Below are 22,873 nucleotides of genomic sequence, written 5' to 3' on the forward strand. Positions count from 1 at the left end.
CGTCCGCCGCGGGGACGTCGCATACTTGCCGTACAACAACTGTTGCGGTGAAGCTGGGGAGACGTCGATGAGTGCTCGGGTCGTCGTGGTGACGGGCGCCAGCGGGGGCATCGGGCGGGCGACCGCCGTCGCCTTCGCCCGGCGGGGGGACCGGGTGGCGCTGCTGGCCCGGGGTGAGGTCGGCCTGCAGGCTGCCGCCGACGACGTGCGCGCGGCCGGCGGCACCCCGCTCGTCGTCCCGGTGGACGTCGCGGACGCCGACGCCGTGGAGCGCGCCGCGGACCGCGTGGAGGCGGAGCTGGGCCCGATCGACGTGTGGTGCAACGTGGCCTTCACCTCGGTGTTCGCGCCCTTCTCGGAGATCAGCGCGGCCGAGTACAGCCGGGTCACCCAGGTGACCTACCTGGGGTTCGTGCACGGCACCATGGCCGCCCTGCGGCGGATGAGGGCCCGCGACCGGGGCGTCATCGTGCAGACCGGGTCCGCGCTGGCCTACCGGGGCATCCCGCTGCAGAGCGCCTACTGCGGCGCCAAGCACGCCATCCGGGGGTTCACCGAGTCACTGCTCACCGAACTGCGGCACGAGGGCAGCAACGTGCACGTGACGATGGTCAACATGCCCGGGGTCAACACCCCGCAGTTCGACTGGGTGCTCAACAAGCTGCCGAAGCGGCCGCAGCCCGTCGCGCCGATCTACTCCCCCGAGTTCGTCGCGACGTCGATGGTCTGGGCGGCCGACCACCCGCGGCGCCGCGCCTGGTGGGTGGGGATCCCGACCGTCTACACGATCACGGGCAACAAGGTCGCCCCGGCGTTCCTGGACCGGTACCTGGCCCGCACCGGGATCTCCGGGCAGCAGACGGACGCCGACGCCCGCCCCGACGACCCGCAGAACCTCTGGTGGCCGGCGGACGGCGAGGGCGGCCGTGACTTCGGTGCCGACGGGCGGTTCACCGAGGGCTCGTGGACGCGGGACCCGCAGGTCTGGGCCAGCCGGCACCACGGGCTGGTCGCCGTCGTCACCGGAGCAGCGGTGGCCGGCGCGGCCCTGCTGGGCCGGCGGCGATGACCCTCCGGAGCCGGGCGGCCGGGGCGCTGCCGGTCGTGCGGGGCGTGGCCAACGCGGTCCTGGTCGCCCGCCCGGGGGCCGTGCTCCGTGCGGTGTCCGCCCCGGCCCCGCGACCGGCCCGCTGGGTGGTGCGCCTGCTGGGCGCCCGCGTGGTGCTCCAGCAGGTGGCCGTGCTCGCCGTGCCGACCCGTCCGCTCGTGCTCCTCGGCGTCGCCGTCGACGGCCTGCACGCGGCCAGCATGGTGGGAACGGCACTGGCCTCGCCGCGCTACCGGCGGGCAGCGGCGCTCAGCGCGGCCGCCGCCTCCGCGTCCGCGGTCCTGGGGCTGCTGACCGCGCCGGCCGCCGGGCCCCGGCCGGAGGGCTGAGCCGTGCCGACCTGGCTGGAGGCCGGGCTGTGGGGCCTGCTGGGCGGCGGCGCGCTGGTGCTCGGCGCGTTGGCCGCCTGGTTCCTCCGGGTGTCCTCGGACGTCATCGCCTCGGTCATGGCCTTCGGCTCGGGGGTGCTGATCTCCGCCGTCGCCTTCGACCTGATGGCCGAGGCCGCCGACACCGGCGGGCTGGGCCCCACGGCGATCGGCTTCCTGGGCGGTGCCCTGGCCTACCTGGGGGCCAACGCCCTGCTCGCGCGGTACGGCGCCCGGCACCGCAAGCGGTCGGGGGACCAGCAGCCGTCGGAGTCGCAGCAGGCCGGCAGCGGCATGGCGATCGCGGTCGGCGCCCTGCTCGACGGCATCCCCGAGTCCGTCGTGCTCGGCGTGGGCCTGCTCGCCGGCGGTGGCGTGAGCCTGTCGGTGCTGGCCGCGGTGTTCATCTCCAACGTGCCCGAGGGGCTGTCCAGCGCAGCGGGCATGAAGCGCAGCGGCCGGTCGGCGGCCTACGTCTTCGGGGTCTGGACGACGATCGCGGTGGTCAGCGCGATCGCGGCGCTGCTCGGCTACGCGACGTTGGGCGGGGCACCGCCGGAGGCGATCGCGGTGATCACCGCCGTCGCGGCGGGCGCGATCCTCACCATGATCGCCGACACGATGATCCCCGAGGCGTTCGAGGAGACCAAGACCTGGACCGGGCTGATCACCACCGTCGGGTTCCTCCTCGCCTTCGCCATCGACCGGGTCGGCTGACCCGACGCCCCCGCGGGTCACCGGCAGGCGGCGAGGGCGGCGGCCTGCAGGTCCGTGTGCACGGCGGGCGCCTGCGGGCTGTCGAACAGCCGCTGGGTCAGCACGACCACCGCCAGGTCACGCGCCGGCTGCACCAGGAACGACGTGCCGAGCCCGCCGTCCCAGCCGGAGGCGCCGGCCCAGGGCCCCTCCCTGACCACCGACGTCCCCAGGCCCCATCCACGCCCGCCGAGGAAGGCCGCCCCGGCCTCGCGCTGCTCGGCGGTCAGCTGGTCCCGGCTCATCTCCCGCACCTGGTCCGCGGTCAGCACGGGGTCGCCGCCGCGCAGCAGCATCCGCGCGAACGCGTGCAGGTCGTCCACCGTCGACACCAGCCCCGCAGCGCCGTCGGAGAAGGCGTGCGGGCGGCTCCACTGCCCCTCCGGGAGGTCCCACACCACCAGTCCGTCCGGGGTCGGCTGGTACGCCGTCGCCAGCCGGCCGACGTCCTCGGTGGCGAAGCCGGTGTCGCGCATGCCGAGCGGCTCGAGCAGCCGCGTGCGCAGGACCTGGTCGAACGACGTCCCGGCGGCCCGGGCGCACAGCACGGTGAGCACGTGCGCCCCGGTGTTGTAGAGCCACCGGCGGCCCGGTTGCGCCAGCAGGGGGAGCCCGCCGAACCGGGCGATCCAGGTGTCGGGGTCGACGAAGTCGTCCGGCTGCGGCGGGCCGATCGTCGCCAGACCGGCCGCCGCCGCCGCCACGACGACCGGCCACGGCTGGGCCGCCGCGAACATCTCCACGGCCATCCCGAAGCCGAACGTGAACGTCAGCAGCCCCCGCACCGTCACCGGCCCCTCGGCGGGCAGCGTGTCGTCGAGCGGACCGTCCACCCGGCGCAGCACCCGGCGGTCGGCGAGCTCCGGCAGCAGCCGGTCGACCGGCTCGTCCAGCGCCACGAGGCCCTCGCGCACCAGCGCGAGGGTCGCGGCCGCCGTGATCGGCTTCGTCGTCGACGCGATCCGGAACAGCGACCCCCGCTCCACCGGCCTCCCGCCGATCGAGAGCGTCCCCGCCGCGTGCACGTGCACGTCGTCGCCGCAGGCCACCAGCGCGACCAGCCCCGGCACCGCGTCGTTCCCGACGTGCGACGCCGCGACCCCGTCGAACCGCTCGAGCCCAGCCCTGCTCAGTCCCGGCCCCATGACCTCTCCTCCCGTTCTGCGTCGACGCCGTCGGGGGACGGCCGCGGTCAGCCGTGCAGTGTGGGCCGGTACACCAGCTCCTGGATGCGGCCGTCGTAGGTCCGGCTCTCCAGCATCTCCAGGTCGAAGTCGGCCGCACCCGCGAAGACCGGTTCCACCCCGGTCCGGCCGGTGAGGACCGGGAAGATCGTCACCTGCACCCGGTCGACCAGGCCGGCGGCCATCAGCGACCGGTTCAGCGACAGGCTGCCGTGCGAGCGCAACGGCACCCGGGACTCCTCCTTGAGCGCGGCGACGACCTCGGCGGCGTCCCCGCTCACGACGGTCGCGTCCGGCCAGTCGAACGGGCCCTCCAGGGTCGAGGACACCACCGTCGTCGGCAGGTTCCGCATCCGGGTGTTGAGCGGGTCGTCCGCCTCGGACTCGGGGGTGCTCGGACCCAGCAGGCTCAGGAACTCCCGGAAGGTGCCGGCCCCGAGGACCAGCCGCTGGTCCTCCTCGTACTGGCGGAGCCGGTGGTCGAGGAACTCGGGCCCCTCCTTGCCCCAGAAGCCGCCCCAGTCGCCGCCGTCGAAGGAGCCGTAGCCGTCGAGGCTGCAGAAGACGTCGAAGGTGTAGGTCGCGGTCATGACGCGCTCCTCGGTGCCGGTGGTCGGGTGTCGGGTGTCGGTGGTCGGGTGTCAGGGAGCAAGACCGGGAGCGACGCCGGTACTCATCGCCGTCGCTGCCGGGGACGTGTTGCCCCCCGCACGGCGGTCCAGCACCCTGTGCCCAGCGGCGGCGTGCCTCGGCAGGCCCGCCGGAGACCACACGGAACAGGGGTGCCCGGCATGTACGCCCGAACGACGACCATCGACGGCGACCCCCGGGAGCTGGCGACGGGGACCGCCTACGTGCGGGAGCAGTCGATGCCGGCGCTCCGCGGGATGACCGGCTGCGTCGGCCTCTCCATGCTCGCCTCCCGCAACTCCGGCCGGTCGATCGTCACGACGTCCTGGCGGGACGAGGAGGCGCTCGGCGCCAGCCGGGACGGCGTCCGGCCGCACCTGGAGCGGACTGCGGCGGCGCTCGGCGGGCGGCCGGACGTGCAGGAGTGGGAGATCGCCGCGATGCACCGGGTCCCCGAGGCGCCGCACGGGGCCTGCTCCCGGGTCACCTGGCTCCGGACCGACCCCGGCGCCGTGCAGCGCGCGGTCGACGCGGTCCGGCTCTCCCTGATGCCCAAGCTGGACGACCTGCCCGGCTTCTGCAGCGTGAGCGTCATGGTGCGCCGTGCGGACGGCCTGGCCGTGTCGGCGGTCTCCTACGACAGCTGGGCGGACCTGGAGGAGGCGGCCGAGGGGGCACGGGAGTTCCGGGAGGAGTTCGCGCCGGCCCGGGGCATCGACACCGTGGACACCGCCGACTTCGACCTGGTGCTCGCCCACCTGGGCGTTCCCGAGACGCTCTGACCGCAGGGCCCGCGGCCGCGGCGGTCCGGGCGCTCAGCCGCCGCGGCCCGGCAGGTCCTCCCACCCCCCGGACGGCGTCACGACCGCGGTCACCTGCCGGTCGTGCGCCTCGGCCGGCAGCTCCTCGAGGCGCTCGCCGTCGAACAGCAGCGCGACGAGGACCGCGTCCGGTCGGGCGTGCACCAGCGAGGTGTCGTAGTACCCGCCGCCGCGACCCAACCGGGTCCCGACCCGGTCCGCGGCCAGCGCCGGGACGACGACGACGTCCGCGGTGCCGAGCGCGTCGGGGCCGAGCCGCGGGCCGACCGGCTCCAGCAGGCCGAAGCGTCCGGGCGCCAGACGGCCGCTGTCCACCGCCCAGTCCAGCTCCCGGCTCACCGGCGGGATGACCGGCAGCAGCACCCGTGCGCCCAGCCCGGCGAGGGCCGCCGGGAGACGGCCGTGCCCGGGCTCGGTGCGATCGGGGACGAAGGCAGCCACCGTGCGCACCCCCGCCAGCGCCTGCACCAGGGTGTCCGCCACCGCCGCCGCGGCCGTGCGGACCTCCTCGGCGGTGAGCGCACGGCGGCGCGCGAGCAGGCGTTGGCGGAGCACGGCCTTGGCGACGACCGGTTTCCCTGGATCGACCACCGGGGCAGCCTAGGGCTGCTCCCCGGCCCGGCGTCGGCCGTCCGCACGCCCCCCGGCGACGGAGGGTGCAGCACGGGGCCGGGCGCTACCTTGCTGCGCATGCCGCGCACCCAGCCCGTCGACGGGTTCTCGCTCGCCTACGACCGCTCCGGCACCGGGCCGGCGGTGGTCCTGCTGCACGGCTGGCCGGGGAGCCGCGAGGACTTCCGGCTCGTCCGGCCGCTCCTGGCCGGCGGAGCCGACGTCGTCGCGCCGGACCTGCGCGGCTTCGGGGAGTCCGACAAGCACGCCGTCGACCCGGACGAGGGGTACTCGGGGGCCGCACAGGCCCGCAGCATCTCTGCTCTCCTCGGCGAGCTGGCCCTCGGACCCGTCGTCCTGGCCGGGTACGACATCGGCAGCCGCATCGCCCAGGCGGTCGCGCAGGCGTTCCCGGACCGCGTCCGGGCGCTGGTCATCACCCCACCGGTGCCCGGTGCGGGACGCCGCGTGCTGGACCCCACGGCGCAGACGGAGTTCTGGTACCAGCACTTCCACCGGCTGCCGCTCGCCGCAGAGCTCCTCGACGGCGACCCCGACGCCGTCCGCAGCTACCTGCGCCACTTCTGGACCTCCTGGTCCGGACCGTCCTTCTCCCCGACCGACGACGACCTCGACCGGCTGGCCACGAGCTACGGGCAGCCGGGTGCGTTCACCAGCTCGATCGGCTGGTACCGCGCCGGACCGGGCATCCTCGCCCGGGCTCTCGCCGAGCGCGCTCCCGGACCCGCGGACCGCCTCCAGGTCCCCGTCCACGTGCTCTGGCCGGGCCACGACCCGCTGTTCCCGCCGGAGTGGGGCGACCGCCTCGGTGAGTTCTTCACCGACGTGACCGTCACGCCGCTCCCCGATGCCGGGCACTTCGTGCCGGTCGAGGCGCCCGAGGCGTTCGCCGCGGCGATCCGCACCGCGCTCGACGGCGTCCGCACCAGGTAGCCGGCGGTGCTCAGCCGGCGGCGTCGAGCGCGGCGTCGAGCCGGGGGTAGACCCGACGGACGTTGCCCTCGAAGACGGCGGCCCGCGCAGCGTCGTCCAGGGCGGCCGCCTCGACGTAGCGGCGGGTGTCGTCGAAGTGGTGCCCCGTGCGCGGGTCGATGCCCCGCACCGCGCCCACCATCTCGGAGCCGAACAGCACGTTGCCGGGGTCGATGACGTCGAGCAGCAGGTCGATGCCGGGCTGGTGGTAGACGCAGGTGTCGAAGAAGACGTTGCCCATCACGTTCGTCTCCACCGGCGGCCGCTCGAGCATGTCCGCCAGGCCGCGGTACCGGCCCCAGTGGTAGGGCACCGCTCCCCCGCCGTGCGGGATGACCAGCCGCAGGTCCGGCAGGTCGGTGAACAGGTCGCCCTGGACCAGCTGCATGAACGCCGTGGTGTCGGCGTTGATGTAGTAGGCGCCGGTGGCGTGGAAGGCCGGGACGGCGGACGCCGAGACGTGCACCATCGCCGGGACGTCGAGGGACACCATCGCCTCGTAGAACGGGTACCAGCTGCGGTCCGTGAGCGGCGGCGAGGTCCAGTGCCCGCCGCTGGGGTCGGGGTTGAGGTTGCAGCCGACGAACCCGAGCTCCTCCACGCACCGGCGCAGCTCGGCGATCGAGCCCTCGATCGGCGCGCCCGGGGACTGCGGCAGCTGGCAGACCCCGATGAAGCGGTCGGGGTACAGCGTGGTGACCCGGTGGACGAGGTCGTTGCTGCGGCGGGTCCACTCCAGGCTCACCGCCTCGTCGCCGAGATGGGGGCCCATCGCCGAGGCCCGCGGGGAGAAGAGGGTGACGTCGATGCCGCGCTCGTCCATCAGCCGCAGCTGGCTGCCCTCGATCGTCTCGCGGATCTCGTCGTCGCTGATCGACGGGTAGGCCGGTGCCGCATCGCCGGCCTCCCAGGCGGCGAGCTGCTGCTCCCGCCAGGCGGTGTGCGCCGCCGGGGCGGTCGTGTAGTGGCCGTGGCAGTCGATGATCATCGGGCGTTCTCCTGCTGTCGGTCGCGGAGCTCGGTGAGCAGGTCCCGGGCGGCCGCGGCGATCCGCGGCTGCACCCCGAGCTCGGTGAGCTGCTCGGTGGCGGCGGCCATCTCGTCGGCCCGCCGGCGGGCGTGCCGGTGTGTGCCCTCGACCAGCCGGTCGATGGTGCGGTCGTCGAAGCCGGCCAGCTCCGCGCTGATGTTGCCGCGCAGCCAGTCGCCGCAGCCGGCGGCGTCCCCGGCGGCCAGCGCCTCGACCACGGCGGCGGCCAGGCCCTTGTAGAAGACGCTGCGCAGCAGCTTGCGGGAGATCGCCTCCCCCACCGGCCCCGGCTGCACGGTCACCTGGGCGCCGAGCGGCGTCATCAGCTCGGCGAAGCGCCCGGCGGCCGGGCCGGAGACCAGCATCGGGGTGCGCAGCCCCTTGCCGGGCACCGGCGCCATCAGCGCGACGTCGACGACGTCGACCCCGCTGCCCGCCGCCTCCGCCAGCGCGACCTTCACCCCGGGCGCGGCGGTGTTCAGGTCGGCCCAGATCGTGCCCGGCCGCAGCCCGGGCAGGGCGTTGGTGAGCGCGGTCAGCGCGTCGTGCGAGCTGTTGGCGCTGAGCACCAGGTCGGCGTCGCGGACGGCGTCTGCCTCGCCGGTGCGGACCGCCACCCCCGCGACCGCGGGCACCACCGGGTCGTACCCCCGGACGTCGGCACCGGCGGTCACCAGGTCGCGGCCGATCGCGGCGCCGGCCTCGCCCAGGCCGAGCAGGGCCACCCGCAACGCTGCCGTCACGCGGGGCCCTCCCCCACCGGCGGGGTGCCGTGCGTGTGGAAGGTGGAGATGGTCTGCAGCCCCCAGGCCTGGCCCTTGGCGCGCTCGGCCGCCGACCAGTCGATCGGCTGCCAGTCCGGGGCCAGGACGAGCCGCGCGCCCGGGTTGTCCAGCTCGATCCGGTTGCCCGCCGGGTCCCAGACGTAGAGGAAGAAGCTCTGCTGGATGGTGTGCTTGTGCGGCCCGGTCTCGATGTGGATGCCGTGCTCCAGCGCGAGGTCGGCGGCCCGGAGGACGTCGTCGCGGCTGTCGACGGCGAAGGAGAGGTGGTGCAGCCGGCCCGACGTGCCGGTGTTGTCCCGGGTCCAGACGGCGTCGTAGCCCTTGTTGGTGAACGTGAGCCAGCTGCCGGCGACCCCGTCGTCCAGCACGATCTGCTCGGTGACCATGCCCCCGAGGGTGTCCCGCGCGAAGTCGCGGTTGGCCACGGGGTCCACGCCCAGGTAGTTGATGTGGTCGATCCGGCGGACGCTCACACCGCGGCCGGGGTAGGCCTGCGCCTGGTTCTTCAGCGCCGGCTTGAGGTCACCCTCGGGCCGGTACCACTCCGTCTCGTGGTAGACGCCCATCTCGTGGCCGTCGGGGTCGGTGAACACGTACACCGGGCCGTAGCCGGGGTCGCCGTCCTGCCAGCCGCGCCCCAGCCCCGTCGCCTCGATGGCAGCGACCCGGCGCTGCAGCGCCTCGGGGGTGCTCGCCCGGAAGTTGGTCCGGCCCACGCCGGGCCTCGGCGCCGCGGTGAGCTTGACGGTGGTGTTCTCGTAGTCGTCCCAGGCGCGCAGGAAGACCGAGTCCCCGGACCTGCCGTTCTCGGTCATGCCGAGGTAGCGGACGTAGAAGTCCAGGCACTCCTCGGGCTTGTCGGTGAGGACCTCGACGTGGGCGAGGTGGGCGATGTCGTGGAGCGGCGGCACGGGCTCTCCTTGGAGTCGGGTGTCGTGCTGGTCCTACGTCCGGGCTCGGGGGAAGGCCGTGCCGTCGAAGAGCTTGCGGGCGGTGCGCACCACACCGGAGCGGACCACCCGCGGCGGCGTGACGGAGTCGTCGACGACGACGTCGACCAGCAGGTGACCGGTGGGGTGCTCGACGTCGACCTGGGAGGTGTCGCGCGGCCAGCCCGCCGTGAGCTCGTGCCCCACCGCGCCGGGCAGCAGCATGCCGGTGACCACGCTGACCGCACCCAGCACGCCGATCGAGGTGTGCGGCTGCACCGGGATGAACGAGCGGGTGCACACCTGCCCCCCGTCGCGCGGCGCGGCGAGCAGCACGGTCTTGGGCACCGAGGACGCCGACACGTCCCCCATGCCCATCAGCTCGGCGGCCTTGCGGCGGAACGCGTCGACCCGCTCCAGCAGCGCGGCGTCCGCGGCGAGGTCCTCGTGCGACTCGTGCCCGGTCAGCCCGAACGAGTCGGCCCGGGCCAGGACGACCGGCATGCCGTTGTCGACGCAGGTGACCTCGATGCCCTCGACGGTGTCCCGGACGTGCCCGGTGGGCAGCAGGGCGCCGGTCGCCGAGCCCTCCGTGTCGGTGAACGCGAGCACCACCGGCGCGGCCGTCCCCGGCACGCCGGCGATCTCGACGTCACCGCGGTACTCGACCCGGCCGCCCGGCGTCGGGAAGGTGGCGACGGCGACGCTGTCGGAGTTCACCATCCGGATGCGCACGCTGGTCTCGCCGTCGCCGGCGGGCACCAGCCCGCGCTCGACCGCGAACGGGCCGACCCCGGCGAGGATGTTGCCGCAGTTCTGCCGGTCGCTGACCGTCGCCTCGTCCACGCCGAGCTGCAGGAACAGGTAGTCGACGTCGACGTCGGGGTGGTCGGACGGCGAGAGGACCGCCACCTTGCTGGTCAGCGTGGTCGCGCCGCCCAGCCCGTCGATCTGCCGCGGGTCGGGGGTGCCCATCAGCCGCAGCAGCAGGTCGTTCCGCTCGGCGGGGTCGGCGGGCAGGTCACGGGCATCGAGGTACAGGCCCCGGGAGGTGCCGCCGCGCAGCATCGTGCAGCGGACGCCGGTGTCGTCGTAGCTCATCGACGCACCTCCAGTGGAGAACAGGTGCCTGCGGCGCTCATCGCTCCTCCGCCCACTTCTCGTAGGACACGTACTCGATGCCGAACTCCGGCAGCTTGGCGCGCAGGCCGTAGCGGTCCAGGCCCAGCTCACCCTGCTGGAACGCCGCGCGGCTGGCGGCCTCCTTGTCCAGGCGGGCCCGGGAGGCGGCCAGCGCCCGCGGCACGTCGCCGCGCGGCACCACCAGCACGCCGTCGTCGTCGGCGACGACCACGTCACCCGGCACGACCTGCTGGCCGCCCAGGACGACCGGCACGTTGACCGCGCCGGCGGTGGCCTTCACCGAGCCCTGCGCGCTCACCGCGGTCGACCACGCGGGGAAGCCCATCTCGCGGAGCTCGGCGACGTCGCGGACCCCGCTGCCCAGCACCACGCCGCGCACACCGCGCTGGGCCAGCGCCGTGGCGAACAGCTCCCCGAACAGCCCGTCGGTCGACGGGGAGTTGGTCGCGACCACGAGCACGTCGCCCGGGCGGCACTGCTCGACGGCCACGTGGATCATCAGGTTGTCCCCGGGCCAGCACAGCACCGTGACGGCGGTGCCGCCGATGCGCGCCCCGGGCCAGGCCGGCCGGAACGCGGGGCCGAGGTAGCCCACCCGCCCCAGGGCCTCGTGCACGGTGGCGACGCCGAAGCCGCCGAGTGCCTCGGCGTCCGCTGCGTCGGCGCGGGGTGGGTCGGTGACGACGACGGTCTTCATGCACGTCCTCCGGGTTCACGAGCGGGCTGGGCCAGCGCGGCGATGACGCTGCAGAAGTGCTCGACGGTGGCGGTCTCGGCGCGGTCGGGATCGCCGGCGGCGATCGCGTCGACCACCGCGGTGAGCTCGCGGAGGCTGACCTGCGGCCGCCCCGGTCGGAGCGAGAGCTGGAACTGGTGGCGGACCACCTGCGCCTGCAGCCGGTCGACGAGGCCGGCGGCCACCGGGTGGCGCGCGGCGTCGCGCACGAGGCCGTGCAGCTGGGAGATGAGCTCCGAGTACTTGAGCAGGTCACCGCACCGCACCGCGTCGTCCATGGCGGACAGGTGCGCCCGCAGGCGACCGACCTGCTCGCCGGTGACGCGCTCGGCGGCCTTGCGCGCCAGCAGACCCTCGAGCACCATCCGGCACTCGGTCGTCGCGACCGCCTCGTCGACGGACACGACGCGGACCCGCGCTCCCCTGTTCGGGATCCGCTCGACCAGGCCGTCGGCGATCAGGACGTCGATGGCCAGCCGGACGCTGCTGCGGTTGACCCCGATCTGCTCGGCCAGCTCGGCCTCGACCAGCCGGTGACCCGGGGGCATGTCCCCCCGGGAGATCGCCGCGCGCAGGACACGTTCGGCAGCGTCCCGTGCTGCTGCCGCCATCCGTCCCCCTGCCGTCGTCAGGACCCTAAGGATTGTCAACAGGATCGTCAACCGCGGTCGAGGAGCCGTCCTGGGCGAGGTGCGCTAGACAGTCGGAGCGGCTCGCAGTACGGACCGCGCGACGCGGGACCAGCGGGAGCGGGAGGCCAGGTGAGCTCGACGGACATGCACGGCAGCGTCGCGCCCGGCACGGTCGTCGTGGTGACCGGTGGCGCGCGCGGCATCGGCGCGGGGCTGAGCCGGTACCTGGCGTCCCAGGGCGCGGCCGTGGTGACGGCTGACGTCGTGGAGCCGGCCGGGGACGCGGACGGCCTGGACATCGCCCACCTCCGGGCCGACGTGAGCGACGAGTCGTCGTGGCGGCAGCTCGTGGCGGCCGTCCTCGATCGGCACGGCCGCATCGACGCACTCGTCAACAACGCCGCCATCTACCAGGGACTGGGGGCCAAACGGCCGTTCACCGACATCACCGTCGAGGAGTGGGACCAGGTCATGTCGGTCAACACCCGGGGCGTGTGGCTCGGGATGCGGGCGGTCCACCCGGTCATGAAGGCCCAGGGGCGGGGCCGCGTGGTGAACATCGCGTCGTCCACCGTGCACATGGGCGTGCCGTACTTCGCCCACTACACGGCCTCGAAGGGTGCGGTGATCGCGCTGACCCGAAGCGTGGCCCGGGAGGTCGGCGCGGACGGCATCACGGTGAACGCCGTCGCGCCAGGGTTGGTCGAGACCGACGCCACCCGAGCCCTCAACGACCCGGACTATCTGGCCGCGTCGGCCGGACGCCGCGCCGTCCCCCGGCCGATGGAGCCCGGCGACCTGGCGCCGGTGGTGTCCTTCCTGTGCTCCGACGGCAGCGGGTTCATGACCGGGCAGACGCTGATCGTGGACGGCGGGGTGACCTTCAGCTGACGCCGGCGGCCGCGCCCGGCGGGGCCTCGTCGGCCAGGAGGGTGCTGCGCAGGAAGGCGCTCACCGTCCCCAGGACCGGCGGGGTGTCGAAGGCAGGGTCCTCGTGGTTGGCGCCGGCCAGCAGGAGCAGGGTCGCCGGGACCCCCCGCGCCCGCAGCTCCCGGTGGAAGGTGCGGCTGTGCTCGGACGGCACGAGCCCGTCCCGGTCCCCGTGCGCCAGGAGGAACGGCGGGGCACCGGGGTGCACGTGGGTGACAGGGCTCGCGGCCCGGGCCGCGTCCGCCACCTCCGGCACCGACGCGGCGCCCAGCAGGCGGGCCTCCTGGGAGGGGACGTCGGGTGGACCGGTGACGAAGGGGGGCAGCGGTCCCGCCGGCACGTCGGTGTCGCGCAGGGTGAGGTCGGTGACCGGGAACCAGCACACGGCGGCCTGCACCGAGCTGTCGCCGAGTTCGGGGTCGCGCTCGTCCGGGCACAGCGCCAGGAGCGCGGCGAGGTGGCCGCCCGCCGACCCGCCCCAGACCCCGACCCGGTCGGCGGCGAGGCCGAGGTCGGCGGCGTTCCGGCGCAACCACCGGACCGCCGCCCGGGCGTCGTCGAGCGGCGCGGGGAACGTCGCCTCACCGCTCAGCCGGTACTGCACCGCCGCGATCGCCACCCCGGCCGCGGCCACCGGCAGCAGCCGTTCCGCGGCCCGGGCGCTGCGCGACCCCCGCAGCCAGCCACCCCCGTGCAACCACACGCACAGCGGTGCGGGCCGGGCGGCCGGGAGGTAGAGGTCCAGCTGCAGCTCGATCCCCGGCTCACTGCGGTAGACCACGTCCCGCCGCACCGTCACCTGCGGCAGGTCGCCGGTGGGTGCCGGGCGCCCGGTCACGTCAGGCCCCCACGGCGGCGGCGACCCCGCGGACGGCGGGGATCACCTCGTCGCGGAACAGCCGGACCGAGCGCAGGGACGTCGAGGGGTCCAGCGACCCCCAGGCGAAGGAGCCGGCGACGTGGTTCACCTCGCCGTCCGTGACGGCCTCGGCCACCCGCCGGGCGACCGTCTCCGGCGACCCGGCGTACAGCTTGCCCTCCGCGAGCAGCTGGTCGACGTCCACCGGTCGGGTGCGCTGCTCGTCGCCGTGCAGCCGCCAGAGGTGGGTGAAGTTGGTGTGGTGGTCGGCGAAGGCCGGCCGCAGCAGGGCCAGCGCCTCGTCGTCGGTCGGCGCGACGACCACGTGCCGCATCATCCCGAACCGCGGGGTCACTCCCGGCAGCGCGTACCGGACCCTGCCGCGCGCGCTCGACTCGGAGAAGCGTGCGAAGAAGAGCCTGCTCTGCTCCCGGACGGCGGCCAGCGGCGGGGAGAAGAAGCCGAACCCGAAGATGACGTTGTAGCCCTCCTCGCCCAGCCGCGGGATCGAGGCGGGGTTGGACGTCGGGTACCACAGCGGCGGGTGCGGGCGCTGGCGCACCGACACGTGCAGCGCCACCGGCTCCCCGTTCCCGTCCGGACCCGGGCGCCGGAAGACCCCGGTCTCCAGCGCCTCGAGGATCGCCGGCATCAGCTCCTCGAAGCGGTCCGCGGCCTCCGGCGGCGTCAGCCCGAACATCGCGGTCTCGTGCGGGGAGGACCCCTTGCCCACGCCGATCTCCAGCCGACCGTCGCTGAGCTGGTCGAGCATGCAGATCTCCTGCACCAGCCTCAGCGGGTCGTACAGCGGCACGATGAAGGTCGTGGGCGCCAGCCGGATCCGCTCGGTCGCCCGGGCGGCCGCGGCCAGGAACAGCGCCGGGGAGGGGGCCAGCCCCAGCGGCGTGCCGTGGTGCTCCGCCAGGTGGTAGACGCTGAAGCCGCCCCGGTCGGCCTCGGCCAGCAGGTCCAGCCGGCTCTGGTAGACGTCGCCCGCCGTCCTCCCGGGCGCGGCGTCGATCCAGTCGAAGAGGCCGAACGTGATGTCCTGCGGCGCCTCCGGTGCTCCCGGGTCAGGCGGCATGTCGTGGGTCCTCGTCGTCGGTGGACGGCTGGCCGGGGCCCGGGACGGTGTCCCGGACCCCGGCCAGGGGGTGGGTGACTACCCGGCGACCGGCTTGAAGCCCGCCTGCCCGTCGTACTGGACCAGCTGCACCGTGGAGATGGCCGCGTCGTCCTTCGTGGTGGTGTCGACCGTGATGCCGTCGAGGAGCAGCGGCGCCTGGAACCCGCTGATCGACTTCATCGAGTCCATGAACGACTCGCGCGTCGGCTCCTCCATGCCCTGGAAGGCCTCGTCGAGCACCGCACCCTCGGCGTAGCTCCACGCGCAGTGCGGGGTGTACGTCGTGGCGATCTTCGAGCCGTACTTCTGGAAGGCGTCGTTGTAGGCCTTCACGTCCTCGTCGTTGGCGAACGCCGGCGAGTTCGGGTTCTTGGAGAACGACGGGGTGTACACGGCCGGGTACGCGGCCGCGCCGCCGGGCTGCAGGATGGTCCCCGGCGTCGAGGTGTTCGACGGCAGGAAGATGCGCGGCAGCCAGCCCAGGGACTGCGCCTTGGTGAGCACGCCGACCTGCAGCGGGGTGACCGACACGGCGCTCAGCAGCACGTCGGCCTTGCTCGACGCGAGCTCGGTCACCTGGGCGTCGAGGGTCGTGTCGGTCGGCTCGTAGGTGGCATCGGCGACGACCTCGACCTGGCTGCCCTCGATGGCCTCGTTGAAGCCGTCCAGGTAGCTCTGCCCGAAGTCGTCGTTCTGGGCCAGGGTCGCCACCGTCACCGGCTTGCCCTCCTTGGCCAGCAGCTCGCCGAACGCGCGGCCCTCGGTCGCGTAGGTCGGCACGAAGCCGGTGGTCCACGGGTGCGCGTCCTGGTCGCTGGAGAACGTGCGGGCGCCGGTGGTGAGCAGGACCTGGGGCACCTCCTCCTCCTCCGCGATGGGCATCACGGCCGCGTTGGTGGGAGTGCCCAGCGCCCCGACGTAGGCGAAGATGCCGTCGTTGATCAGCTGGCGGAAGTTGGACACCGCCTTCGCGGGGTCGTACACGTCGTCGAGGTAGGTGAAGTCGACCTGGCGGGTCTTCCCGTCACCGAACTCGAACCCGCCGGCGGCGTTCTTCGCCTCGATGTAGGAGTCCAGACCGGCAATCGTGCAGGAGCCGGGGCCGGCGGTCGGACCGCTGAGCGGACTGCTGATGCCGATGCTGATCGAGTCGTCGGTGATGCCGGGGCTCGAGGCGGAGTCGTCCGCGCCGGGGCCGCCGGAGCTGCTGTCCCGGGTGCACCCGGACACGAGCAGCGCAGCGATGCTGACAGTGGCGATCACGCCACTGGCACGCGCCGCGTTTCGGGTCTTCGTCATTGAATCGCCTCTCTCGGGGTTCACGAGTGCTGGTCGGTGGTGGCCGACGGTGCGGACGCTCGGTGCGTCGCCTCGTCGGAGGTCGTGGGAGGAGCCGACGGGTGCGGACGACGGGTGGACGACCGCAGCCGCGCGAGCCTGCGTGGCAGGGACACCAGGCCGGCGGGCAGGAGGAACAGCACCGCCAGCAGGACCGCGCCGGAGATCAGCGCGGTGCGGGAGGAGTTCACCTGACCGGCGAGCACCGGCACGAGCACGTAGTAGACGGCTCCGAGGGCCGTTCCGATGATGCTCGCGGAGCCACCGATCACCATCGCGGCGACCAGGTTGATCGACGTGGCGAAGACCAGGGTCTCCGGTGAGGTGTACTGCACGATGGCGAGGTACATGAAGCCGGACACGCCGCCGAGCAGGGACGCGATCGTGAAGGCCAGCACCTTCGTGCGGTAGGGCGAGACGCCCATGGACAGCGCCACCGCCTCGTTCTCCTTGACGATGGCGAAGGACCGTCCGATGCGCCCTCGGACCAGGTTGCGGGCGAGCACGAACGCGACGACCGCGATGAGCACGACGACGTAGTACCGCCACTGGTCGTTGGCCAGACCGGTCGACTCGGGTGCGCGGAGCCAGCTGACCACCTGCCCCTGCGACCCGCCGGTGAAGTCGTCGAACCGTCGGGCGAGCGGGACCCCCACGATCGGCAGGGCGAGGGTGATCATGGCCAGCGCGAGCCCGCGCAGGCGGGCCGCGGCGAGCGCCACCAGCATCCCGACGACCGCGGGCACCACCGCGCAGAGCAGCAGCGTCAGCGGCCCCGGCCAGCCGTGCAGGATCCCGTACGCCGCGATGTAGGCCCCGAGCCCCAGGAAGGCGCTCTGCCCCAGCGACACCTGACCGGTGTAGCCCATCACGATGTTCAGGCCCAGGATCGCCACCGCGAAGACGGCGATGCTCGAGAGCTGGTAGTTGACGTAGGGGCTCGACACCAGCGGGGCGACGACGAGCGCGACGGCGAGCACGCCGACGAACGCGATGCCCCGCCAGCGGGAGGTCGAGCCCGAGCGGGAGGTCGAGGCGGCGCGCGCGGTCGAGGTCGGAGTGGTGGCCATCAGACGCGCACCGTGACCTTGCGGCCGAAGAGCCCCTGTGGTCGCACGACCAGGATCACGATGACCGCGATGAAGGGGACCGCGATCTTCAGGTCGTCACCGATGAAGTCCAGGTAGGCGCCGGCGAGGTTCTCCACGACGCCGATGAAGGCCGCGGCCACCACGGCGCCGACCGGTGAGTCGAGGCCGCCGAGGATGGCCGACGCGAGCGCGTAGACCAGCACGAAGTCCAGCATGCCGGGGCTGATGAACAGCTGGGGGGCGACCAGCACACCGGCGATGGCACCGAGCGCCGCGGCCAGGCCCCAGCCGATCATGAGCAACCGGCTGACCGGGAGACCGGACAGCGCCGAGGACTGGGGGTTGTCCGCGACCGCCCGCATGGCGAGCCCGAGCTTCGTGGAGCGGAACAGCAGCTGCAGCGCCACCATCACCACGATCAGCACGGTGATCGTGCCGATCGACCGCAGGCTCACGAACACACCGAGCACGCCGATGGTCCGGTTGGGGAACAACGACGGGAACGGGTGCGGCTCGTAGCCGAAGAAGAACGCCGACAGACCCGACAGCACCACGAGCAGGGCGATGGTGGCGACGACCGCGGTGTCCGGGTCGCCGCCCTCGAAGTGCCGCATCACCCCCCGCTCGAGCAGGGCACCGAGGGCGAACCCGAGGACGACCGCCGCGACCAGCGCGAGCAGGACCGGGACCCCGGCCTGCGTCAGTGCGTAGGCCACGAAGGTGGCCGTCACGGCCATGCCCCCCTGGGCGAAGTTGATCAGACCGGTGGCCCGGTAGACCAGCACGATGGCGAGCGCGATCGCGGCGTAGATCGCGCCGTTGGACAGCCCGTCCACCACGACTTGGATGAAGTACGACACCTAACCCCCCAGGTACGCGCGGCGAACGGCGTCCATGCCCATGAGCTCGTCCCTGCTGCCGTGCAGCGCGACCCGACCCGTCTCCAGCACGGTGGCGTCGTCCACCACCGAGAACGCGAGGTTCGCGTTCTGCTCGACGACGACCATCGACACCTGCGCCTCGTGGCGCAGTCGCACGATCGCGTCGTACACCCGGCGGGCCGTGCTCGGCGCGAGCCCCAGCGAGGCCTCGTCGAGCAGGATCACCCGCGGCTTGGCCATGAACGCGCGCGCCACCGCCAGCATCTGCTGCTCACCGCCGGAGAGGGCCGCGGCGTTGGACTTCACCCGTTCCTGCAGGTTGGGGAACAGGTCGAGGACGTAGTCGACGTCGGTCGCGATCTGCTTGCGGTCACGGCGCTGGTAGGCGCCCACGAGCAGGTTCTCCCGCACGCTGAGCTGGCCGATGGTGCCGCGGCCCTCCGGCACGTGGGCGATGCCCAGGTGCGCCGTCCGGTCGGGTCCGAGACCGCTGATGTCGCGCCCCTCGAACAGGATCCGGCCGGTGGTGCGCACCGTCCCGCTGATCGCGCGCAACGTGGTCGTCTTGCCGGCACCGTTGGCGCCGAGCAGTCCCGTCGCCCCGTTCTCCGGGAGGGAGAACGAGATCCCGTGCAGCACCTGCGCGTGGCCGTACGACGCGGTGACGTCCTCGAGCTCAAGCAGACTCATCTGCGCCCACCTCCTTGCCCAGGTACGCCTCGACCACCCGGGGATCCGACTGCGCCTGCGCGGCCGTGCCCTCCATCAGCTTGGCGCCGTGGTCGAGCACGACCACCCGGTCGGTCAGCGCCGAGATCAGCCCCATGTGGTGCTCGACGACCACGACCGTCAGGTCGAACTCGCGGCGGACCTCACGGACAGTCCCGATGAGCTGCTCGACCTCGCCGTGCGAGAGGCCGGCGGCGGGCTCGTCGAGCAGCAGCAGACGAGGGCGGGAGAGCAGCGCACGGCACAGCTCGACGCCTTTGTGGAGCCCGTGCGAGAGCTCGTCGGCGGGGATCGCCGCCGCCCAGCCCAGACCCGTGCGCTCGAGCAGCTCGAGCGCCCTCGCGCGCGCCTCGCGCTCGTGCCTGCGGGTCGAGGGCAGCCGCAGCGACCACGCGACCGGCCCACCCGGCATCCACGAGTGCGCCCCGAGCATCACGTTCTCGAGCACCGATGCGTCCAGCCGGAGCGCCGGGTGCTGGAACGTGCGCGCGAGCCCGAGCTTCGCCATGCGCCAGGCCGGCGTGCGGACGGTCTCGGTCCCGCCGACGAGGATCGAGCCGGCGGTCGGCTGGTAGTGCCCGCTGATGCAGTTGAAGAGCGAGGTCTTCCCGGCACCGTTGGGCCCGACGAGACCGAGGATGCCGCCGCGCGGCGCGTCGAACGAGACGCCGTCGAGCACGGTGATGCCACCGAATCGGAGGGACACCTCCCGCACGCTCAGGGCGGCGTCCGGCTCATCGGTTCGCGTCGTCGTGGCCATCCTGCCTCTCCGTCGTCAGTGACCGCAGGGGGGCACCGGGTCGTGGTGGTGGGGGGTGTGGCGTGTCTCCGCCGTGGAGCAGGCTACGAGAGGCTAGCTGTGAGGACGGTCACGACAACGTCTCAATCGGTGTCCAGAGGCCCGGAGGGGCAGATTCGGGACAAATGTCCCGAACCGCACCACCGCCGGCGGCGGGGCCCCGCCGCCACATCCGCCGGTGCTCGTGGCCGCAGCGCACGTCCGGCCGACCGCGGCGGCAACCGGCCGGGGCGACCGGGAACCGGCCGGCGGCGGCTGTCCGGGCCGGCTGCCGGGCGGGCCCGGGCGCCGGTTGCTACGTTCGGATCGTGACGCGCGTCACCCGGCCAGGTGGGGCGATCGGCGGACCCGCGACGGCGTCGACGCGACATCTGACGTACGCCGGGACTCCCGATGCGGCCGGGCCCCGCCCGCCATCCGGATGTGTCCGGCGCCACGTCGCACGCCTAGCGTTCGGGCGGGGCTCCGCCCGAGCCGCTGCCATGAGCTGCCGCCACGAGGCGGAGACCAGAAGACGACACGAGGACGGATGCACATGACCGCGAAGAACCTGCAGGAGCTCCTCGACCAGACCGGTGACACCGTCGGGCTGCTGCGGAACTCCCAGATCGGCACCTACATCTACCCGGTGGTGCCCTCGGAGTTCACCAACTGGCGGCGGGAGCAGAAGGCGTGGCGGGAGACCGCGGTGCTCTTCGACCAGTCGCACCACATGTACAACACGTGGATCTCCGGCCCGGACGCGCTGAAGCTCATCTCCGACACCGGCATCAACAGCGTGGCCAACTTCCCGGTGAACATGGCCAAGCAGTTCGTCCCGGTCTCCCCCGAGGGCGGGGTCATCGGTGACGGGATCCTCTTCCACCTCGCCGAGGAGGAGTACGTCTTCGTCGGCCGCGCACCGGTGGCCAACTGGCTGGAGTTCCAGGGGTCCAAGGACTACGACGTCGAGGTGCGCAACGACCCGCGCTCGTCGTCACGGCCGTACGGCAAGGCCGTGAGCCGCGACGTCTGGCGGTTCCAGATCCAGGGTCCCAACGCCTGGCCGGTGATCGAGAAGCTCCACGGAGGCGACCTGGAGCAGCTGAAGTTCTTCCGCATGTCGGAGATGAACATCGGTGGCGAGAAGGTCCGCACCCTGCGGCACGGCATGGCCGGCGCCCCGGGCCTGGAGATCTGGGGCCCCTACGAGTCCTACGAGAAGGTCCGCGAGACCATCCTCGAGGCGGGTGCGGAGTTCGGGCTCGAGCCGTGCGGTTCGCGTGCTTACTCCTCCAACACCCTCGAGTCGGGCTGGATCCCCTCCCCGCTGCCGGCGATCTACACCGCGGACGAGCTGCGGCCCTACCGTGAGTGGCTCCCGGCCAACGGTTACGAGGCGACCAACGCGCTGGCGGGCAGCTTCGTCTCCGAGCGGATCGAGGACTACTACCTCAACCCGTGGGAGCTCGGTTACGGATCGTTCGTGAAGTTCGACCACGACTTCATCGGCCGGGACGCGCTGGAGGCCATCGACCCGGCCACGCAGCGGCGCAAGGTGACGCTGGCCTGGAACGACGAGGACATGACGAAGCTGTTCGGCGGGATCGTCGCCCCGGCACCGGGGTACCAGGTCTTCGACCTGCCGAACGCCAACTACGGGTCGTCGAACTTCGACTCGGTGGTGGACGCCGACGGCACGGTGGTGGGCGCGTCGCTGTTCACCGGCTACAGCGCCAACGAGCGCAAGGGGCTCTCCCTGGCCACGGTCGACCCCAACGTGCCGATCGGCGCCGAGGTCCGGGTCGTCTGGGGCGAGCCGGACGGCGGCAGCGGGAAGTCGAACGTCGAGCCGCACGAGCAGTTCACCGTCCGGGCCGTGGTGAGCCCGGCTCCTTACGCGGAGACCGCCCGCGCGGAGTACCACGGCGGGTGGCGCAGCGCAGCGACCGCCTGAGTTTCCGGGGGCCGGGTGGTGGGACCTCCCGCCGCCCGGCCCCTGCTCGCCCCGAGACGAGAGGACCACCCCGCACCATGTCGTCCGAGAGCCTGGCCTCAGCCCTCGCCCGCGTCGGGAGCGCGGTGGAGCTCCTCCGGAACCTGGCCTTCCCGCCGAGCACCTTCCCGGTGCAGCCGGAGTTCACCAACTGGCGCACCGAGTCGCGGTCCTGGCTGGAGACCTGCGCCCTGCTCGACCAGTCGCACCACATGACCGACCTGTTCGTCGAGGGCCCCGATGCGCTGCGGCTGTTCAGCGATCTGGCCGTCAACAGCTTCGCGGCCTTCGGCCCGGGCAAGGCCAAGCAGTTCGTCGCGGTGGCGCCGGACGGCCACCTCATCGGTGACGCGATCCTGTTCCACCTCGAGGAGGACTCCTTCGACCTGGTGGGCCACCCCATGGTGATCGACTGGGTGACGTTCCACCTCGAGCGCGGCGGCTACCAGGCCACCGCGGTGCGCGACGACAACTCGATCGTGCGGCAGTCGGGGCCGCCGAAGCTGTACCGGTACGAGCTGCAGGGCCCGACCGCCGCCGCGATCGTCGAGCAGGCGACCGGCGCGCCGGCGCCCGAGGTGAAGTTCTTCAACATGACGGCGTTCACCATCGCCGGCAAGCAGGTGCGCGGCCTGCGGCACGGCATGGCCGGCCAGCCGGGCTTCGAGCTGTTCGGCCCGTGGGCGGACGGCGAGGCGGTGCTGACCGCACTCCTCGAGGCCGGCGCGGACCACGGCCTCGTGCGGGTCGGCGCCAAGGGCTACTCGACGACCAACCTCGGGTCCGGCTGGGTGCCGGCGCCGCTGCCGGCCATCTTCGGCGACGACCCGCTGCTGGCCGAGTACCGCGAGTGGCTGCCGCTGTCGAAGGTCGGCTCCATCGGCGGCAGCCTCGACTCCGCCGACGTCGCCGACTGGTACCTCACCCCCCACGACATCGGCTACGGCAAGACGGTCAAGTTCGACCACGACTTCGTCGGCCGGGAAGCCCTGGAGCGGATGGCGCAGACCGCACCGCCGCGGACCAAGGTCACCCTCGTGTGGAACGCCGACGACGTCACCGGCGCGGTCGGCTCGTCCTACCGGCCGGGCCCGGGCGCGAAGTACATCGAGATGCCGAAGGCCCGCTACGCCACCCACCACGAGGACCAGGTCCTCGAGGACGGGAAGCCCGTCGGCATCTCGCTGGACTGCGGCTACCTGGCCAGCGAGCGGGAGATGGTCTCCCTGGCGACCATCGACACCTCGCTGTCCGAGCCGGGCACCGAGGTGACCGTCGTGTGGGGCGAGCGTCCGGTCTCGGCGAAGCCGGCGGTCGAGGAGCACGAGCAGGTGGAGATCCGCGCCGTCGTCGCCCCGTGCCCGTACGACGCCCGCGACACCTACCGGGCCCGCTGACCCCCGACGGCACGGCCCCCG

Annotated in this window: 24 protein-coding genes; 8 read left to right on the plus strand and 16 right to left on the minus strand. The window is 73.3% G+C overall.

Annotation, left to right across the window (positions count from 1 at the left end; genetic code table 11):
* The first annotated feature begins 67 nt into the window (after positions 1-67).
* Genes FHL80_RS04285 through FHL80_RS04295 form a run of 3 tightly spaced genes read left to right on the plus strand, consistent with a single transcriptional unit; the run spans position 68 to position 2,193 of the window.
* Positions 68-1,069 carry an SDR family oxidoreductase gene (locus tag FHL80_RS04285; RefSeq protein WP_138732216.1) on the plus strand — a complete coding sequence of 334 codons (1,002 nt, stop codon included), beginning with the start codon at positions 68-70 and terminating at the stop codon, positions 1,067-1,069.
* Entirely contained in the window at positions 1,066-1,437 is a 372-nt protein-coding gene (locus FHL80_RS04290; protein ID WP_138732217.1) for a hypothetical protein, read from the plus strand. Before FHL80_RS04285 ends, FHL80_RS04290 begins: the two co-directional genes overlap by 4 nt.
* Positions 1,438-1,440: 3 nt before the next feature.
* On the plus strand, positions 1,441-2,193 hold the full coding sequence (locus FHL80_RS04295; protein WP_138732218.1) for a ZIP family metal transporter: 753 nt from the start codon (positions 1,441-1,443) through the stop codon (positions 2,191-2,193).
* Positions 2,194-2,210: 17 nt separating this feature from the next.
* Here the strand turns inward: FHL80_RS04295 and FHL80_RS04300 are convergent, their stop codons facing one another.
* Together FHL80_RS04300 and FHL80_RS04305 are read right to left on the minus strand one after the other, a co-directional pair.
* Positions 2,211-3,377, minus strand: coding sequence for a serine hydrolase domain-containing protein (locus FHL80_RS04300; RefSeq protein WP_138732219.1), 1,167 nt, complete (start codon positions 3,375-3,377; stop codon positions 2,211-2,213).
* 47 nt (positions 3,378-3,424) lie between these two features.
* Positions 3,425-4,006 (minus strand): dihydrofolate reductase family protein, encoded by a 582-nt coding sequence (locus tag FHL80_RS04305; RefSeq protein ID WP_138732220.1) that lies wholly within the window; start codon positions 4,004-4,006, stop codon positions 3,425-3,427.
* 201 nt (positions 4,007-4,207) lie between these two features.
* On the opposite strand from FHL80_RS04305, the gene FHL80_RS04310 reads away from it, so the two are divergent.
* Entirely contained in the window at positions 4,208-4,828 is a 621-nt protein-coding gene (locus tag FHL80_RS04310) for a hypothetical protein (RefSeq protein ID WP_138732221.1), read from the plus strand.
* Positions 4,829-4,861: 33 nt separating this feature from the next.
* Here the strand turns inward: FHL80_RS04310 and FHL80_RS04315 are convergent, their stop codons facing one another.
* Positions 4,862-5,458 (minus strand): 5-formyltetrahydrofolate cyclo-ligase, encoded by a 597-nt coding sequence (locus FHL80_RS04315; protein WP_138732222.1) that lies wholly within the window; start codon positions 5,456-5,458, stop codon positions 4,862-4,864.
* Between the two features lie 99 nt (positions 5,459-5,557).
* On the opposite strand from FHL80_RS04315, the gene FHL80_RS04320 reads away from it, so the two are divergent.
* Positions 5,558-6,433 (plus strand): alpha/beta fold hydrolase, encoded by an 876-nt coding sequence (locus tag FHL80_RS04320; RefSeq protein WP_138732223.1) that lies wholly within the window; start codon positions 5,558-5,560, stop codon positions 6,431-6,433.
* A 10-nt stretch (positions 6,434-6,443) separates the two neighbouring features.
* On the opposite strand, the gene FHL80_RS04325 is transcribed toward FHL80_RS04320, so the two are convergent.
* The 6 genes from FHL80_RS04325 to FHL80_RS04350 are packed head-to-tail and all read right to left on the minus strand — an operon-like array spanning position 6,444 to position 11,706.
* The gene (locus FHL80_RS04325) at positions 6,444-7,460 is read right to left on the minus strand and encodes an amidohydrolase family protein (protein WP_138732224.1); all 1,017 of its coding nucleotides are present in this window, start codon (positions 7,458-7,460) and stop codon (positions 6,444-6,446) included.
* Positions 7,457-8,245, minus strand: coding sequence for an NAD(P)-dependent oxidoreductase (locus FHL80_RS04330; RefSeq protein WP_138732225.1), 789 nt, complete (start codon positions 8,243-8,245; stop codon positions 7,457-7,459). The genes FHL80_RS04325 and FHL80_RS04330 overlap by 4 nt, the downstream gene beginning before the upstream one ends.
* Positions 8,242-9,198 (minus strand): VOC family protein, encoded by a 957-nt coding sequence (locus FHL80_RS04335; RefSeq protein WP_138732226.1) that lies wholly within the window; start codon positions 9,196-9,198, stop codon positions 8,242-8,244. The genes FHL80_RS04330 and FHL80_RS04335 overlap by 4 nt, the downstream gene beginning before the upstream one ends.
* Positions 9,199-9,231: 33 nt before the next feature.
* Positions 9,232-10,317 (minus strand): 4-oxalomesaconate tautomerase, encoded by a 1,086-nt coding sequence (locus FHL80_RS04340; RefSeq protein ID WP_138732227.1) that lies wholly within the window; start codon positions 10,315-10,317, stop codon positions 9,232-9,234.
* Between the two features lie 37 nt (positions 10,318-10,354).
* Complete coding sequence (locus FHL80_RS04345; protein ID WP_138732228.1) at positions 10,355-11,056, minus strand: 4-carboxy-4-hydroxy-2-oxoadipate aldolase/oxaloacetate decarboxylase; 702 nt, start codon at positions 11,054-11,056, stop codon at positions 10,355-10,357.
* Positions 11,053-11,706, minus strand: coding sequence for a GntR family transcriptional regulator (locus tag FHL80_RS04350; protein ID WP_138732229.1), 654 nt, complete (start codon positions 11,704-11,706; stop codon positions 11,053-11,055). The genes FHL80_RS04345 and FHL80_RS04350 overlap by 4 nt, the downstream gene beginning before the upstream one ends.
* A 150-nt stretch (positions 11,707-11,856) precedes the next feature.
* Here FHL80_RS04350 and FHL80_RS04355 point away from each other — a divergent pair, with 150 nt between their 5' ends.
* Positions 11,857-12,618 (plus strand): SDR family NAD(P)-dependent oxidoreductase, encoded by a 762-nt coding sequence (locus FHL80_RS04355; protein ID WP_246078451.1) that lies wholly within the window; start codon positions 11,857-11,859, stop codon positions 12,616-12,618.
* Here FHL80_RS04355 and FHL80_RS04360 read toward each other — a convergent pair.
* The 7 genes from FHL80_RS04360 to FHL80_RS04390 form a co-directional block, all read right to left on the minus strand.
* Positions 12,611-13,495 carry an alpha/beta hydrolase gene (locus FHL80_RS04360; protein ID WP_246078452.1) on the minus strand — a complete coding sequence of 295 codons (885 nt, stop codon included), beginning with the start codon at positions 13,493-13,495 and terminating at the stop codon, positions 12,611-12,613. The two genes, FHL80_RS04355 and FHL80_RS04360, sit on opposite strands and share 8 nt — an antisense overlap.
* A 1-nt stretch (position 13,496) precedes the next feature.
* Positions 13,497-14,600: an LLM class flavin-dependent oxidoreductase gene (locus FHL80_RS04365; RefSeq protein WP_138732230.1), complete on the minus strand. Its 1,104-nt coding sequence runs from the start codon at positions 14,598-14,600 to the stop codon at positions 13,497-13,499.
* A gap of 78 nt (positions 14,601-14,678) precedes the next feature.
* On the minus strand, positions 14,679-15,941 hold the full coding sequence (locus FHL80_RS04370) for an ABC transporter substrate-binding protein (RefSeq protein WP_138732231.1): 1,263 nt from the start codon (positions 15,939-15,941) through the stop codon (positions 14,679-14,681).
* Positions 15,942-15,961: 20 nt separating this feature from the next.
* Complete coding sequence (locus tag FHL80_RS04375; protein WP_138732232.1) at positions 15,962-17,050, minus strand: branched-chain amino acid ABC transporter permease; 1,089 nt, start codon at positions 17,048-17,050, stop codon at positions 15,962-15,964.
* Positions 17,050-17,931 (minus strand): branched-chain amino acid ABC transporter permease, encoded by an 882-nt coding sequence (locus FHL80_RS04380; protein ID WP_138732233.1) that lies wholly within the window; start codon positions 17,929-17,931, stop codon positions 17,050-17,052. Before FHL80_RS04380 ends, FHL80_RS04375 begins: the two co-directional genes overlap by 1 nt.
* Positions 17,932-18,642: an ABC transporter ATP-binding protein gene (locus FHL80_RS04385; RefSeq protein ID WP_138732234.1), complete on the minus strand. Its 711-nt coding sequence runs from the start codon at positions 18,640-18,642 to the stop codon at positions 17,932-17,934.
* On the minus strand, positions 18,629-19,441 hold the full coding sequence (locus FHL80_RS04390; protein ID WP_138732235.1) for an ABC transporter ATP-binding protein: 813 nt from the start codon (positions 19,439-19,441) through the stop codon (positions 18,629-18,631). The genes FHL80_RS04385 and FHL80_RS04390 overlap by 14 nt, the downstream gene beginning before the upstream one ends.
* 574 nt (positions 19,442-20,015) lie before the next feature.
* Between FHL80_RS04390 and ligM the strand changes: the two genes are divergently transcribed.
* Entirely contained in the window at positions 20,016-21,416 is a 1,401-nt protein-coding gene (ligM, locus tag FHL80_RS04395; protein ID WP_138732236.1) for a vanillate/3-O-methylgallate O-demethylase, read from the plus strand.
* A gap of 77 nt (positions 21,417-21,493) precedes the next feature.
* On the plus strand, positions 21,494-22,852 hold the full coding sequence (locus FHL80_RS04400) for an aminomethyltransferase family protein (RefSeq protein WP_138732237.1): 1,359 nt from the start codon (positions 21,494-21,496) through the stop codon (positions 22,850-22,852).
* Positions 22,853-22,873 lie beyond the last annotated feature (21 nt).

Origin of the sequence: Modestobacter excelsi, assembly GCF_005930495.1 — a bacterium.
GTDB lineage: Bacteria > Actinomycetota > Actinomycetes > Mycobacteriales > Geodermatophilaceae > Modestobacter > Modestobacter excelsi.